14 protein-coding genes are annotated in these 13,615 nt (G+C 65.5%); 8 read left to right on the top strand and 6 right to left on the bottom strand.

Annotation, left to right across the window (positions count from 1 at the left end; all coding sequences use genetic code 11):
- Positions 1-206 precede the first annotated feature (206 nt).
- The 6 genes from V3B48_RS03840 to ykgO form a co-directional block, all read right to left on the bottom strand.
- Positions 207-1,439, bottom strand: coding sequence for a TraB/GumN family protein (locus tag V3B48_RS03840; RefSeq protein ID WP_032130074.1), 1,233 nt, complete (start codon positions 1,437-1,439; stop codon positions 207-209).
- Complete coding sequence (locus V3B48_RS03835; RefSeq protein WP_107432020.1) at positions 1,432-1,962, bottom strand: GNAT family N-acetyltransferase; 531 nt, start codon at positions 1,960-1,962, stop codon at positions 1,432-1,434. The genes V3B48_RS03840 and V3B48_RS03835 overlap by 8 nt, the downstream gene beginning before the upstream one ends.
- A 14-nt stretch (positions 1,963-1,976) precedes the next feature.
- Positions 1,977-2,864, bottom strand: coding sequence for a carbon-nitrogen hydrolase (locus V3B48_RS03830; RefSeq protein ID WP_005409280.1), 888 nt, complete (start codon positions 2,862-2,864; stop codon positions 1,977-1,979).
- Between the two features lie 233 nt (positions 2,865-3,097).
- Positions 3,098-4,135 (bottom strand): agmatine deiminase family protein, encoded by a 1,038-nt coding sequence (locus tag V3B48_RS03825; RefSeq protein WP_032130076.1) that lies wholly within the window; start codon positions 4,133-4,135, stop codon positions 3,098-3,100.
- Between the two features lie 39 nt (positions 4,136-4,174).
- A complete protein-coding gene (locus tag V3B48_RS03820) occupies positions 4,175-4,504 on the bottom strand; it encodes a hypothetical protein (RefSeq protein WP_125895520.1) in 330 nt (109 codons plus the stop codon).
- Positions 4,505-4,650: 146 nt separating this feature from the next.
- Positions 4,651-4,776, bottom strand: coding sequence for a type B 50S ribosomal protein L36 (gene ykgO / locus V3B48_RS03815; protein WP_005409283.1), 126 nt, complete (start codon positions 4,774-4,776; stop codon positions 4,651-4,653).
- A gap of 197 nt (positions 4,777-4,973) precedes the next feature.
- Between ykgO and cmk the strand changes: the two genes are divergently transcribed.
- From cmk to galU, 8 genes are all read left to right on the top strand, one after another.
- The gene (cmk, locus tag V3B48_RS03810; RefSeq protein ID WP_032130077.1) at positions 4,974-5,651 is read left to right on the top strand and encodes a (d)CMP kinase; all 678 of its coding nucleotides are present in this window, start codon (positions 4,974-4,976) and stop codon (positions 5,649-5,651) included.
- 198 nt (positions 5,652-5,849) lie between these two features.
- Positions 5,850-7,535: a 30S ribosomal protein S1 gene (rpsA, locus tag V3B48_RS03805; RefSeq protein ID WP_005416230.1), complete on the top strand. Its 1,686-nt coding sequence runs from the start codon at positions 5,850-5,852 to the stop codon at positions 7,533-7,535.
- An 87-nt stretch (positions 7,536-7,622) separates the two neighbouring features.
- Positions 7,623-7,928, top strand: a complete 306-nt coding sequence (locus V3B48_RS03800; protein ID WP_005409286.1) for an integration host factor subunit beta — start codon at positions 7,623-7,625, stop codon at positions 7,926-7,928.
- Between the two features lie 77 nt (positions 7,929-8,005).
- On the top strand, positions 8,006-8,290 hold the full coding sequence (locus V3B48_RS03795) for a LapA family protein (protein ID WP_010484569.1): 285 nt from the start codon (positions 8,006-8,008) through the stop codon (positions 8,288-8,290).
- A gap of 6 nt (positions 8,291-8,296) precedes the next feature.
- Entirely contained in the window at positions 8,297-9,475 is a 1,179-nt protein-coding gene (gene lapB / locus V3B48_RS03790) for a lipopolysaccharide assembly protein LapB (RefSeq protein ID WP_005416232.1), read from the top strand.
- A gap of 3 nt (positions 9,476-9,478) precedes the next feature.
- On the top strand, positions 9,479-10,468 hold the full coding sequence (locus V3B48_RS03785) for a glycosyltransferase family 4 protein (protein WP_329893226.1): 990 nt from the start codon (positions 9,479-9,481) through the stop codon (positions 10,466-10,468).
- A gap of 3 nt (positions 10,469-10,471) precedes the next feature.
- Complete coding sequence (locus V3B48_RS03780) at positions 10,472-12,385, top strand: nucleoside-diphosphate sugar epimerase/dehydratase (protein ID WP_032130079.1); 1,914 nt, start codon at positions 10,472-10,474, stop codon at positions 12,383-12,385.
- On the top strand, positions 12,382-13,260 hold the full coding sequence (gene galU, locus V3B48_RS03775; protein ID WP_019661303.1) for a UTP--glucose-1-phosphate uridylyltransferase GalU: 879 nt from the start codon (positions 12,382-12,384) through the stop codon (positions 13,258-13,260). Before V3B48_RS03780 ends, galU begins: the two co-directional genes overlap by 4 nt.
- The last annotated feature ends 355 nt before the right edge of the window (positions 13,261-13,615 follow it).

Genomic DNA, 13,615 nt, shown 5'->3' with positions numbered 1-13,615 from the left:
CGTGATGCGCGCCAACGTGTTGTGGTGTGGGGGAGGCCGGTCGTAGTGGGGCGGCCTCCCCCTTTTTTTGATGTTCTGCGCAGAGCATGCTCGGCCGATCTTTGCGGTCGGCGTAAAGCGTGCCAACCAAGGTTGGCACCTGCCGGTCGCGCGCGCAGACGCCGTGCGGCCGGTAGCGCCGGGCCATGCCCGGCGGGGCGTTGCAATCAACCGGCGACCTTGCCCCACACCTTGAACGTGGTCAGCCACAGGCCCAGCATGCTGCCGATGTTGGTCAGCATGAAGGTCAGCACCACGCGGGTGACGCGGTTGCGATACCAGCCCTTCAGGCTCTGCGCATCGTCGCGCAGCTTCAGGAAGTCCTCATACGCCGGCTTGCGCAGGCGCGCTTCCACCAGGGCCGAGAATGCGCCGGTCGGGATGCTCAGGCGGAACGGCTTGAACGGCGCCACCGCGATCGCGGTGAGGATGCTCAGCGGATGGCCGCCGGCCAACAGGCAGCCCAGGCCGGCGAGGCCGCCGGTATACATCGCCCAGGTTGCCAGCAGTTCGGTGCCCACGCCCAGACCACCGCGGTAGAAACCTACGCCGATGCCGGTCGCTACGATGGCCAGGATGCCCAGCGTGAACCACGGAATGTTGCGCTTCTTCGGCACCGCTTCCAGCTCGGCGCGCAGCGGTGCCGGTGCTTCGGTGTCGGTTTCCAGGTAGCGGGCCAGCCCGGCAAGGTGACCGGCACCGACCACTGCCAGCACCTCACGCTGCTGCGGATCGTGTTCTTCGCGCAGGCGCGTGGCCATGTAGCGGTCACGCTCGCCGATGATGGTCTCGTACAGCGCCGGGCTCTCGCTGGCGAACTCGCCGAAGCTCGACTCCAGCATGTCGCCCTGCTTGAGCTTCTCGATCTCGTTTTCGCCCACTTCCTCGGATGAGAACAGACCTGCGCCAAGCCCGGCGACCAGCTTCAGCTTGCCGAAGAAGCCCAGCCGTTGCGAGGCACGGCGGAAGGTCAGGCCGACTTCACGGTCGATCAGGTGTACCGGCAGGTTGCGCTCGCGCGCCAGTTCCACCGCGCGCTTCAGTTCGGCGCCCGGCTCGATGTCGAGCTGTTCGGCCAGGCGGCGCTGGTAGGCGGACAGGGCCAGGTTGGCGGCGAACAGGGCGACGCGGCCCTTGCGGATCACCTCGACCAGGTCGAGCTTGGCCAGGGTGTCCGGGTCGCTCAGGGCCTGCAGGCGCTGTGGGTCCAGTTCAACGGCAACGGCATCGAAGCGGCCGCTGTCGATGGCTTTTTCCACCGCCTCGACGCTGGCGCGGGAGACGTGGGCAGTGCCCAGCAGGGTATAACGCACGCCGTCGCGTTCAACGACGCGCACCGGCTGGCCGGCGAACAGGTCGTCGCCGGTTTCGGGAAGGGTTTCGGTCATGGGTTCATTCATTGGAAGGTGCGGTGTCGGCGCCATCGCCGAGCGCGCGCTGCATCTGCACGGTATCCAGCCAGCGGCCGTGCTTGCGGCCAAGGCCACGGAACACGCCGACCAGCTCGAAGCCGAAGCGTTCGTGCAGCTTGATCGACGCGGCGTTGGTCGGTTCGCCGATCACGGCCACCATCTGCCGGTAACCACGCGCCACGCAGGCATCGATCAAGGCCTGCAGCAGGCCGGTGCCCACGCCCTGGCCCTGGAACGCGGCATCGACGTAGACCGAGTTCTCCACGGTCCACTGGTAGGCAACGCGGGTGCGGTAGGTGTTGGCGTAGGCATAGCCGGCCACCTGGCCGTCGATCTCGGCGACCAGGTAGGGGAAGCCGCGATCGATGATGTCTCGCATACGGCGCAGCATCTCGGTCGCGTCGGGGATGTCGTACTCGTAGGTGTTGACGAAGTCGGTCACTTCCACCGCGTAGATCGCGGTGATCGCGGCGATGTCGGCCGGGCCGGCATCACGGATGAGGACGGCCATGCGCGGGCTCCGGCTCAGTCGATGTAGCGCTTGAGCAGGTCACCGTACGCGTCGATGCGGCGATCGCGCAGGAACGGCCAGATGCGGCGCACGTGCTCGCTGCGCTGCAGGTCGACATCGCACAGCAGCACGGTGGCGTCAGTGCCGGCTTCGGCCAGGAATTCGCCCTGCGGGCCGAGCACGTGGCTGTTGCCCCAGAACTGGATGCCCGAAGCACCCAGCGGCGAGGCTTCGTGACCGACGCGGTTGCAGCTCAGCACCGGCAGGCCGTTGGCCACGGCGTGGCCGCGGTGGCTCAGCACCCAGGCGTCGCGCTGGCGGGTCTTCTCGTCCTGCACGTCGTCCGGGTCCCAGCCGATCGCGGTCGGGTACAACAGCAGCTCGGCGCCGGCCAGCGCCATCAGGCGTGCCGCTTCCGGGTACCACTGGTCCCAGCACACCAGCACGCCGAGGCGACCCACCGAGGTATCGATCGGCTTGAAACCGATGTCGCCCGGGGTGAAGTAGAACTTCTCGTAGAAGCCCGGATCGTCCGGGATATGCATCTTGCGGTACTTGCCGAGCAGCGTACCGTCCTTCTCGAACACCACCGCGGTGTTGTGGTACAGGCCGGCAGCACGGCGCTCGAACAGCGAGCCGACCAGCACCACGCCATGCTTCTTCGCCAGCGCGCCGAGGCGCTCGGTGCTCGGGCCGGGGATCGGCTCGGCCAGGTCGAACTCGTCCACCGATTCGTGCTGGCAGAAGTACGGGCCGTTATGCAGTTCCTGCAGCAGCACCAGCTTGGCACCCTGCGCAGCCGCCTCGGCCACGCGTGCTTCGATCACCGCCAGGTTGGCGGCGGCATCACCGTGGTTGCGCTCCTGGATCAGGGCGACGGTAAGGGGGCTGCGCGAGTTCATGCGGGGCGTTCCTGCGGGGGAAAACCTGCATGTTAGCGCGGATGGGCGGCGACGGCGTGTCGCGCGCTGAATGGGTGCTGGTAGTGGCGGGGGGGGGGGGGGGGGGCGCCGGCGGAACGACGAGCAGGGGGGATGTGGCGGGGCGGGGGGCCGCGGCCCCCCGCCCCCCCCCCCCCCCCACACCCCGGGGGGGGCGGCGGGGGGCCCCCCCCCCCCCCCGCCACTACCCATCCTCAGGCCTTCAACAACCCTGCCGGCAGCTGCATGGTGATGCAGTGCAGGCTGCCGTTCTGCCAGATCAGCGAGCGGCAGGGCACCTGCACGATTTCGCGGCCCGGGTGCGCCTGCGCCAGTACATCGCGGGCCAGGTCGTCGGCCGGATCGCCATAGGCCGGCATCAGCACCGCACCATTGACGATCAGGTAGTTGGCGTACGACGCAGCCAGGCGGCGGCCTTCGTCGATCACCGGCTGTGCCCACGGCAGCGGGAACAGGCGATACGGCTGGCCGTCCTTGGTGCGCAGCGCGGCCAGCTCATTGCCCATCGCCTGCAATTCGGCGTAGTGCGAGTCGCTCTCGTCGTCGCAGGCCTGGTAGACGATGCTGTCAGCCGAGGCGAAGCGGGCGAGGGTATCGATGTGCGCGTCGGTGTCGTCGCCTTCCAGGTAGCCGTGGTCCAGCCACAGCACGCGGTCCTGCTGCAGCCAGTCGGCCAGGTCGGCGCTCAGGCTGGCGCGGTCGCGGTCCGGGTGGCGCTCGTGCAGGCACTTCCAGGTGGTCAGCAGGGTGCCTTCGCCATCGGTTTCGATGCCGCCGCCTTCCAGCGCGAACGGAATGCTGCGCACCGGTGCGTCGTTGAACACGCCGGCCTGGTCGAGCACGCCCACCAGCTGGTCATCCAGGGTGGCGTCGAACTTGCCGCCCCAGCCGGTGAAGCGGAAATCCAGCAGCTGGAAGCCGCCGTCGGCACGGCGCAGGGTGATCGGGCCGGAGTCGCGCAACCAGGTATCGTCGTAGGCCGCCGTGGTGAAGTGGACCTTGTCCATGTCGATGCGGTTGGAGCGCAGCCGCATCTCGGCATAGGTCTCCACATCGTCGTCGGCCACGCAGATCAGCACCGGCTGGAAGCGGGTGATGGCCGCGACCAGCGCGATGTAGGTCTCTTCCACCTGGCCCAGGCGGTCGGCCCAGTCGGTGTCGGCGGTGGGCCAGGCAATCAGGACGCCGCTCTGGGCTTCCCACTCGGCAGGAAAACGAAGGGTCTGGTTCATGGTCTCGCTACACAGGCCCGCCCAGGGCGGGTAAAGGGATCAACGGATCGGCGGTTTCGGGCCGATTTCGTTCGGGTCCGCCTGGTTGGCCACCACGTCGATCACCTTCTGCTTCTCGAAGTAGACGGTGAACTGCGGGTACACCCAGCGGTTGATGGTCGGCCATTGCCGCTTCTGCCCGCCACGCGGCTGCAGCTGCTCGCTCGGCGCGCCGAACTGCGCCTGTACCTGCTGCATGCTCTGGCCGCGCACGGGCAGGGCACCGGCCGGCTTCTCGCGGGCACGGTCGACAAGCAGGGTATCGGCCAGCGCCGGCGTGGCGGTGGCCAGGGTGGCCATCACGGCCAGGGCGGACAGGTAACGCTTCATCTCGATCTACTCCCCAGTGGTCAAGAAAGGCGATTACAGCAAAAACGGCAGGAAAAAGCCGCATAAACAAAAAACCGCCCGAAGGCGGCTTTTTGCATCGGGTCGGCCCCGCGTAGGGCCAGCCGCAGCCGCGAAGGCTGTTGGGCTTAGCGCTGACGCGCCTTGAAACGCGGGTTCGACTTGCAGATGACGAAGATCTTGCCACGACGACGCACGACCTTGCAGTCACGGTGACGGGCCTTCGCCGACTTCAGGGAGGACAGGACTTTCATGGCATACCTCGGCGTAAACAGTAGTTGTTCGGGTGGAGCGTGGCCGCGATATGCGAAAGACAATCGGCAGTTGACGCTCGTTCAAGCCCGCCATTCTACCGGGCTTTTCCTCGTGGTTTCAAGTGGTTGCACAAAAGATCCCATTGGGGGCGTCTGACAGGGGCTAGAATGACCCCTTCACACGCTCTGGGAACCCCATGAATCCACTCGCTCCCGTCCTGACCATCGACGGCCCTTCAGGGGCTGGCAAGGGTACCATCAGCCGCATCATCGCGCGCCGGATGGGCTGGCATTACCTGGATTCGGGCGCGCTGTACCGGGCGGTGGGCGTGGCCGCGAGCTGGGCCGACATCGATACCTCCGATGCCTCGGCGCTGGTCCGCTGCACCTTTGATACCCACGTTCAGTTTGTCGAGCAGGGTGAAGCCATGCGGGTCATGGTGAACGGGACCGATGCCACCGACGAGCTGCGCCTGGAGACCACGGGCGCACTGGCCTCGGCCATTGCGGCCATCCCGGAGGTCCGTGCCGCCCTGAAGGAGCGCCAGCGCGCATTCAGGGAGCTGCCGGGCCTGGTCGCCGATGGCCGCGACATGGGCACGGTGATCTTCCCGGACGCCTCCTACAAGGTCTTCCTGACCGCCAGTGCCGAGGAGCGCGCCGAGCGCCGGCATAAGCAGTTGAAAGACAAGGGGGTTTCTGTTAACTTTGATGACCTCCTGCGCGAGATCATGGCCCGCGACGCCCGTGATGCTCAGCGTACCGTGGCGCCCCTGAAGCCGGCAGACGATGCTGTCCTCATCGACACCACAGGCATCGGCATCGCAGATGTCGTTGCCAGAGTGATGGATCTGCTTCCGGTTCCGGCTGCCTGATCCGTTCGCGCGGGAGCACTGCCAGCAGCATCGGTGGTGGTCGCGCATAGCAGTGCTGTACCAGCTCCGTCGCGCAATGATGCGTGGCGGTTTTCCTACTACACACGACCTGCGTTTCCGGGGTCGACCAACAGGCGGGCGGTCGCCATTCCCCTGAAGGGGACGCCACCGACCCATGTGTCCAACAGAGTAAATCTAATGACCGAATCATTTGCCGAACTGTTTGAAGCCAGCCAGGCCAATCTGGCCAAGCTGAAGCCGGGCGCCATCGTCAGCGGTACCGTTGTTGAAGTCCGCGGCGACGTCGTGGTGATCAACGCTGGCCTGAAGTCCGAAGGCATCGTGCCGATCGAACAGTTCCGTAACGACGCTGGCGAAATCGACGTCGCCGAAGGCGACATCGTCAAGGTCGCCCTCGACTCGATCGAGAACGGCTTCGGCGAAACCGTCCTGTCGCGCGAGAAGGCCAAGCGCGCGATGGTGTGGGACGAGCTGGAAGAAGCGTTGGAAAAGAACGAAACCATCACCGGCCGCATCAGCGGCAAGGTCAAGGGTGGTTTCACCGTGGACATCAAGGATGTCCGCGCCTTCCTGCCGGGTTCCCTGGTCGATGTGCGCCCGGTGCGCGATCCGGCCTACCTGGAAGGCAAGGAACTCGAGTTCAAGCTCATCAAGCTGGACCGCAAGCGTAACAACGTCGTGGTCTCGCGCCGCGCTGTCGTCGAAAGCGAGCACTCGGAAGAGCGCGAGCAGCTGATGGACAAGCTGCAGGAAGGCGCGATCCTGAAGGGTGTCGTCAAGAACCTGACCGATTACGGCGCGTTCGTGGACCTGGGCGGTATCGACGGCCTGCTGCACATCACCGATATGGCGTGGAAGCGCGTGCGTCACCCGTCGGAAGTCGTGAACGTCGGCGACGAGCTGGACGTCCGCGTGCTGAAGTTCGACCGCGAGCGCAACCGCGTTTCGCTGGGCCTGAAGCAGCTGGGCGAGGATCCGTGGGACAACATCGGCCGTCGTTACCCGGCCAACAGCCGCGTCTTCGGCAAGGTCTCCAACGTCACCGATTACGGTGCGTTCGTTGAGATCGAGCCGGGCGTCGAAGGCCTGGTGCACGTCTCCGAGATGGATTGGACCAACAAGAACGTCAACCCGTCCAAGGTTGTCCAGGTTGGTGATGAAGTCGAAGTGATGGTGCTGGACGTCGATGAAGAGCGTCGCCGTATCTCGCTGGGCATGAAGCAGGTTGCCGCCAATCCGTGGGAAACCTTCGCTGCCACCCACAAGAAGGGTGACAAGGTGTCGGGCCAGATCAAGTCGATCACCGACTTCGGCATCTTCATCGGCCTGGACGGCGGCATCGACGGCCTGGTCCACCTGTCCGACATCAGCTGGAACACCACCGGCGAAGACGTCGTTCGCAACTTCAAGAAGGGCGATACCCTGGACGCCGTCGTCCTGGCTGTCGATCCGGAGCGCGAGCGCATCTCCCTGGGCGTGAAGCAGCTGGAGCAGGATCCGTTCGGCCAGTACATGGCTGCCAATCCGAAGGGCTCCAAGGTCGAAGGCGTGGTGAAGGAAGTCGACGCCAAGGGCGCGATCATCGAGCTGGCTGACGGCATCGAAGGTTACGTCTCGGCACGCGACATCGCCAACGAGCGCGTTGACGACGCCACCCAGCACCTGAAGGTCGGCGACAAGGTCGAAGCCAAGTTCGTGGGCATGGACCGCAAGGGCCGTACCCTGCAGCTGTCGATCAAGGCCAAGGACGACGCTGAAATGCGCGAAGTGCTGGAGGAATACCAGTCCTCTTCGGCTTCCAGCGGCACCACCCAGCTGGGCGCGCTGCTGCGTGCACAGCTGAACGGCAACAAGTCCGAGTAATCGGCCTTACGCTGTTCGTTGTTTCCTGGACGGCCCGGGCATTGCCCGGGCCGTTTCAGGCTGAGATACCCCTGATGTGAGCCGGTAATGACCAAATCCGAACTGATCGAAATCCTTGCGCGCCGCCAGGCGCACCTGAAGGCCGATGATGTCGATCTGGCGGTGAAGTCGTTGCTGGAAATGATGGGCGGATCGCTGTCCGCCGGCGATCGCATCGAAATCCGTGGTTTTGGCAGCTTCTCGCTGCACTATCGTCCGCCGCGCCTGGGTCGCAACCCGAAAACCGGCGAATCGGTTGCCCTGCCGGGCAAGCACGTCCCTCATTTCAAGCCGGGCAAGGAACTGCGTGAGCGGGTCAGCAGTGTGCTGCCACTGGACGCCGATCCGGCCTGAGCCTCCCGTCGCGCCACCGCGTGCGAATCCAGCCGCGAGTCGGATAAGCTACGGACTCCTGCCACTGGAGCTGTCGCATGAAGGTTTTTCGTCTGCTGGTCCTGCTGGCGGTTCTGATCCTTGGATTGATCATCGGTGCGGTCAACATGACCGCGATGTCGATCAACCTGCTGTTTACCCAACTGCATACCTCGGTGGGCGTGGCCCTGATCGCCGCGCTGCTGGTGGGTGTCATCGTCGGTGCCGGCCTGGTGCTGGTGAGCGTGGTCATTCCGCTCTACAGCCAGTTGCGCCGCGCCAACAAGTCCGCTGTCGCCACGCCGGCACCGGTTGCTTCCCCCCAATCTTTTGATGGACGCTGATCGAAGATGGATTTCGTCACCGAGTGGTTCTGGTTCTTCCTGTTCGTTCCGCTGGCCGCACTGGCCGGGTGGGTGATCGGACGGCGTGGTGGTCAACGCCACGGTGACAGCCAGGTCAGCCGCCTGTCCAGCACCTACTTCCGCGGCCTGAACTACCTGCTCAACGAACAGCCGGACAAGGCCATCGAGCTGTTCCTGCACATCGCCGAGCTGGACAAGGAAACCTTCGAGACCCAGGTCGCGCTGGGCCACCTGTTCCGTCGCCGCGGCGAAGTCGACCGCGCCATCCGCCTGCACCAGGGCCTGGTCAACCGCCACGACCTCAGCGATGCGCAACGCGTGCAGGCGCTGCTGGCACTGGGCGAGGACTACATGAAGTCCGGCCTGCTGGACCGCGCCGAGACCGTGTTCACCGAACTGGCCCAGCTGGACCAGCGTGCGCCGCAGGCACTCAAGCACCTGATCGGCATCTACCAGGCCGAGCGCGACTGGGAAAAGGCCATCGACAACGCGACCCGTTTCGAGGACGTCACCGGCGAGCCGATGGGCAAGCTGATCGGGCAGTTCGAGTGCGAACTGGCCGAACGCTTCCGCGGTGCTGGCAAGCTGGAAGAGGCGAGGGCAGCGATTGCCCGGGCCTACCAGGCCGATGCGATGTCGGTACGTGCCGGCATCATTGAAGGACGCCTGGAAACCGATGCCGGCAATCCGGAAGCGGCCGTACGCGCCTTCGAGCGTGCCGCGCGCAACGACCCCGAATACCTGCCGGAACTGCTGCCGGCGCTGATGCAGAACTACCGCAAGGTGGGCGATCTGGCAGGCGCACGCGCGTTCCTGTCGGAGATGACCGAGCACTATCGCGGCATCGCCCCGGTGCTGGCGCTGACCCGCCTGATGGAAGAGCAGGAGGGCGTGGCGCCAGCCCGTGCCTACCTGGGCCGCCAGCTCAAGGATCGCCCGTCGGTGCGTGGCGAGTCCGCGCTGATCGACCTGACCCTGGCTGAAGGCGCCGATTCCACGGCGACCCTGCACGACCTCAAGCACATCACCGACCAGTTGCTGGTGCGCAATCCGGCCTATCGCTGCACCCGTTGTGGTTTCGGTGCGCGCACCCACCACTGGCAGTGCCCGAGCTGCAAGGAGTGGGGTACGGTCAAGCCGCTGCTGAACTACGCGGTGCTCTGATCCATGCCGTGGCTCGTGATGGGCGCGCTGCTGGGCCTGGCCCTGCTGAGTGCGGCACTGACCTGGGCGGCGCGGGGTTACGCGCTGCGCCGGCAACTGTTTGACCAGCCGGGCGAGCGCCGCAGCCATAGCGTGGCGACACCCCGCGGCGGCGGCATCGCCATTGTCATCAGCCTGCTGGTGACCGCCGGTGTTGCCATGTGGGCCTGGCCCGAAGCGCGTCCGAGCCTGCTGGTCGCCAGCCTTGGCCTGGCGCTGGTGGCGGGTATCGGCTGGTGGGACGACCACCGGCCGCTGCCGGCCATGCGCCGCCTGATGGTGCACTTCATCGCCGCCGCGCTGCTGGCCGCGCTGGTCAAGGTCCACGGTGGCAGCTGGCTGCTGGCCGTGCTGGTCCTGCTGTTCACCGCCTCGCTGATCAACATCTGGAATTTCATGGATGGGATCAACGGCATCGCGGCCAGCCAGTCCATCGTGGTCGCGCTGGGGCTGGCGCCGCTGCTGCCCTGGCCGTACTCGCTGGCGGCGGTCGCGTTGGGCCTGGCCTGCCTGGGCTTCCTGCCGTTCAACTTCCCGCGGGCCCGGATCTTCATGGGCGATGTCGGAAGTGGCGCGCTGGGCTACGCGGTGGCGGCAGTGCTGGCATTGGCCAGCGTCAAGACCGACATCCACTGGATCCTGCTGCTGGTGTCGGCATCGCCGTTCTTTGTGGACGCAGGCTTCACACTGCTGGCGCGCATCATTTCGGGACAACGCTGGATGGAACCCCATACCCAGCATGTCTACCAGCGCGCGGTGCAGGCAGGAGCCAGTCACGCCCAGGTAACAGGGATGTACTTTGCTTTGGGCCTGTTCAGTATTACAGTGCTTAATGTCTGCTCCAATTTGCAGCCGAGGTGGGAGGCTGCCGTGGCGATCGCGTGGTTCATTGCGCTGAGCGTCCTCTGGCTCCTCCTGCGCAATGGATTGCGCCACCCAAAAGGAAATACCTGACTTATGGCTTCACCCTGGCGGGACAGAATCCTCGGCCTGATGCCGCGTTCGGCCATCGTCTGCCACGACCTGTTCATGGTCTGGGCATGCTGGCAGCTGCTCCACGCGGGGCGGTATTCGATCCTGGCCAACGCCCCCGAGCTCCCTCTCTGGAACGTCGACACCACGCTGGTGCTGCTGCTGCAGGGCATGGTGTTCTGGCGCGTGGGCCTCTATCGGGGCCTGTGGCGGTTCGCCAGCGTCAGCGACCTGCTGAACATCTTCAAGGCCAGCTTCATCGGCATGGTCGCCATCGTGCTGGTGCTGATGTGGAAGCGCTTCGACGGCGTGCCGATGTCGGTGCTGGTGATCTATCCGTTCGCGCTGTCGGCGCTGCTGGGCGCGCCGCGCCTGCTGTACCGGGCCTGGAAGGACTATCAGGCACTGCAGTCGGACTCGTCCGCGCGCCGCGTGCTGATCCTGGGTGCCGGCCAGGCCGCCGAGACCCTGGTCCGTGACCTGCGCCGTTCCGGTAATTTCGAGCCGGTCGGCCTGCTGGACGACGCGCCGCACCTGCGCGGCGCCAAGCTGCAGGGCCTGCCGATCCTCGGCACCCTGGACGATGCGCCGACAGTGGTCCGGGAGACGGCGGCCAAGCTGCTGGTGATCGCCATCCCGTCGCTGGACGCGGCGGGCATGCAGCGGATCGTCGCCATCTGTGAAAGCACCGGTGTGCCGTTCCGCACCGTGCCCAAGCTCAGCGACATCCTGCAGGGCCAGTCGCTGCCGGGGCAGCTGAAGGAAGTGGCGATCGAGGATCTGCTGGGCCGCAAGCCGATCATGCCGGACTGGAACCTGATCCGTGGCTGGCTGGGCGGGCGTACGGTGATGGTCACCGGTGCCGGCGGTTCGATCGGCTCCGAGCTTTGCCGCCAGTGCGCACGGCATGGTGCCGGCCGCATCATCCTGCTCGAGATCAGCGAACTGCTGCTGCTGACCATCGAAGGCGAGCTGCGGCGAAGCTTCCCCGATGTCGAGATCGAAGCGGTGCTGGGCGACTGCGGTGACCCGGCGGTGATCCGCCACGCCCTGTCGCTGCATCCGGTCGACACCGCCTTCCACGCGGCTGCCTACAAGCACGTGCCGGTGCTGGAGCGGCAGCTGCGCGAAGCGGTGCGCAACAACATCCTGGCCACCGAGAACGTGGCCCGCGCCTGTCTGGAAGCGCGCGTTGAGCATTTCGTGTTCATCTCCACCGACAAGGCGGTCGACCCGGTCAATGCACTGGGCGCCAGCAAGCGCTATGCGGAGATGATCTGCCAGAGCCTGGACCAGAAGTCCACGCATACCCGTTTCGTTACGGTGCGCTTCGGCAACGTGCTGGCCTCGGCCGGCAGCGTCGTGCCGCTGTTCCGCGAACAGATCCTGCGTGGCGGTCCGGTGACCGTCACCGACCCGGAAGTCAGTCGCTACTTCATGACCATCCCGGAGGCCTGCCAGCTGATCCTGCAGGCGGCCGCTTCGGCATCGCATGGTGCGATCTATACGCTCGACATGGGCGAGCCGGTGCCGATCCGCGTGCTGGCTGAGCAGATGATCCGCCTGGCCGGCAAGCAGCCGTACAAGGACATTCCGATCATCTACACCGGGCTGCGTCCGGGCGAGAAGCTGCACGAGACGCTGTTCTATTCGGACGAGGACTACCGTTCCACCGCGCACCCGAAGATTCTCGAGGCCGGTGTACGTACGTTCTCGCGTGACCTGGTGCTGGGCAATGTCCCGCGCCTGCGCGATGCCGTGGCTGGTTACGACACGACCAGCATCCAGGAGATCCTGTTCGCGACGATGCCGGAGTTCTCTCCCATCGAACAGGATGCTTACATTTCATCCGCTAAAGTCGTGCCCTTTCCGGCACGTGAGGCCAACAGGCACCAATGAGCAAGCGAATTCGCAAGGCAGTTTTTCCAGTGGCAGGGCTCGGGACGCGCTTTTTGCCGGCAACCAAGACGGTTCCGAAGGAAATGTTGCCGATCATTGATCGTCCGCTGATCCAGTACGCGGTCGATGAAGCGATTGAAGCCGGTTGCGACACGCTGGTGTTCATCACCAACCGCTACAAGCATGCCGTGGCCGACTACTTCGACAAGGCCTACGAACTGGAGCAGAAGCTCGAGCGCGCCGGCAAGCAGGAGCAACTGGAGATGATCCGCCATGTGCTGCCCAATGGCGTGCGCGCGATCTTCGTGACCCAGGCCGAAGCACTGGGCCTGGGCCATGCGGTGCTGTGCGCCAAGGCCGTGATCGGTGACGAGCCGTTCGCGGTGCTGCTGCCGGACGACCTGATCTGGAACCGCGGCGACGGCGCACTGAAGCAGATGGCAGACCTCAACGAGGCCAGTGGTGCCAGCGTGATCGCCGTTGAAGACGTGCCGCACGACAAGACTGCCAGCTACGGCATCGTTGCCACTGAAGCGTTCGACGGCCGCAAGGGTCGCATTTCGCAGATCGTGGAGAAGCCGAAGCCGGAGGACGCACCGAGCGACCTGGCGGTGGTTGGCCGTTATGTGCTGAGCCCGAAGATTTTCGAGCTGCTGGAACAGACCGGCAGTGGTGCCGGTGGCGAGATCCAGCTGACCGATGCGATCGCGCAGCTGCTGAAGACCGAAGAGGTCGATGCCTACCGCTTCGAGGGCACCCGCTTCGACTGCGGCACGCACCTGGGGCTGGTGGAGGCGACGATCCGCTTCGCGCTGGACAACCCGAAGCTGGCAGGGCCGGCGCGGGAGAAACTGACGGCGATGTTGGCGGAATAAGGTTTATCAAGCGCTCCGTGCTGCGCCTTGATTGATACGTGATGGGCGGGACGGGTGGGCCTTTGCAGGACACGCCGTAAACCCGTCCATGGGGGCTCGGTCGCCGCATCCATGCGGCGAACGGTCCTGCAAAGGCCCACCCGCCCCGCCTGTCATGTTTCCTGCGGGCGCGGACGGGAAGGGCGGAATCAAAGGCAAGAGCAAAAGCAGAAAGGCAGCCGATGGCTGCCTTTTCTGTTTCCGCGAGCGTCGAGTCGGGGTCAGATCCCTTTGCACCGCAAAGGGCTCTGACCCCAGCCTTTGCTTCTGCTCACCCCTCCGCCGCGCGGAATGTTGGATGGCACGGGTGGGTGAG

Source organism: Stenotrophomonas sp. SMYL20, assembly GCF_036320045.1.
Classification (GTDB): domain Bacteria; phylum Pseudomonadota; class Gammaproteobacteria; order Xanthomonadales; family Xanthomonadaceae; genus Stenotrophomonas; species Stenotrophomonas maltophilia_A.
The sequence above is the reverse complement of the archived record's forward strand: the minus strand, read 5'-3'. Positions and strand labels throughout refer to the sequence as shown.

What these genes read in the sequence shown, in the direction of transcription:
- rpsA (WP_005416230.1), top strand. Translation starts at nt 5,850, where the DNA reads ATGACCGAATCATTTGCCGAACTGTTTGAAGCCAGCCAGGCCAATCTG.
- V3B48_RS03780 (WP_032130079.1), top strand. Translation starts at nt 10,472, where the DNA reads ATGGCTTCACCCTGGCGGGACAGAATCCTCGGCCTGATGCCGCGTTCG.
- V3B48_RS03835 (WP_107432020.1), bottom strand. Translation starts at nt 1,962, where the DNA reads ATGGCCGTCCTCATCCGTGATGCCGGCCCGGCCGACATCGCCGCGATC.
- V3B48_RS03830 (WP_005409280.1), bottom strand. Translation starts at nt 2,864, where the DNA reads ATGAACTCGCGCAGCCCCCTTACCGTCGCCCTGATCCAGGAGCGCAAC.
- V3B48_RS03820 (WP_125895520.1), bottom strand. Translation starts at nt 4,504, where the DNA reads ATGAAGCGTTACCTGTCCGCCCTGGCCGTGATGGCCACCCTGGCCACC.
- V3B48_RS03825 (WP_032130076.1), bottom strand. Translation starts at nt 4,135, where the DNA reads ATGAACCAGACCCTTCGTTTTCCTGCCGAGTGGGAAGCCCAGAGCGGC.
- V3B48_RS03795 (WP_010484569.1), top strand. Translation starts at nt 8,006, where the DNA reads ATGAAGGTTTTTCGTCTGCTGGTCCTGCTGGCGGTTCTGATCCTTGGA.
- V3B48_RS03840 (WP_032130074.1), bottom strand. Translation starts at nt 1,439, where the DNA reads ATGAATGAACCCATGACCGAAACCCTTCCCGAAACCGGCGACGACCTG.
- V3B48_RS03785 (WP_329893226.1), top strand. Translation starts at nt 9,479, where the DNA reads ATGCCGTGGCTCGTGATGGGCGCGCTGCTGGGCCTGGCCCTGCTGAGT.
- lapB (WP_005416232.1), top strand. Translation starts at nt 8,297, where the DNA reads ATGGATTTCGTCACCGAGTGGTTCTGGTTCTTCCTGTTCGTTCCGCTG.
- V3B48_RS03800 (WP_005409286.1), top strand. Translation starts at nt 7,623, where the DNA reads ATGACCAAATCCGAACTGATCGAAATCCTTGCGCGCCGCCAGGCGCAC.
- galU (WP_019661303.1), top strand. Translation starts at nt 12,382, where the DNA reads ATGAGCAAGCGAATTCGCAAGGCAGTTTTTCCAGTGGCAGGGCTCGGG.
- ykgO (WP_005409283.1), bottom strand. Translation starts at nt 4,776, where the DNA reads ATGAAAGTCCTGTCCTCCCTGAAGTCGGCGAAGGCCCGTCACCGTGAC.
- cmk (WP_032130077.1), top strand. Translation starts at nt 4,974, where the DNA reads ATGAATCCACTCGCTCCCGTCCTGACCATCGACGGCCCTTCAGGGGCT.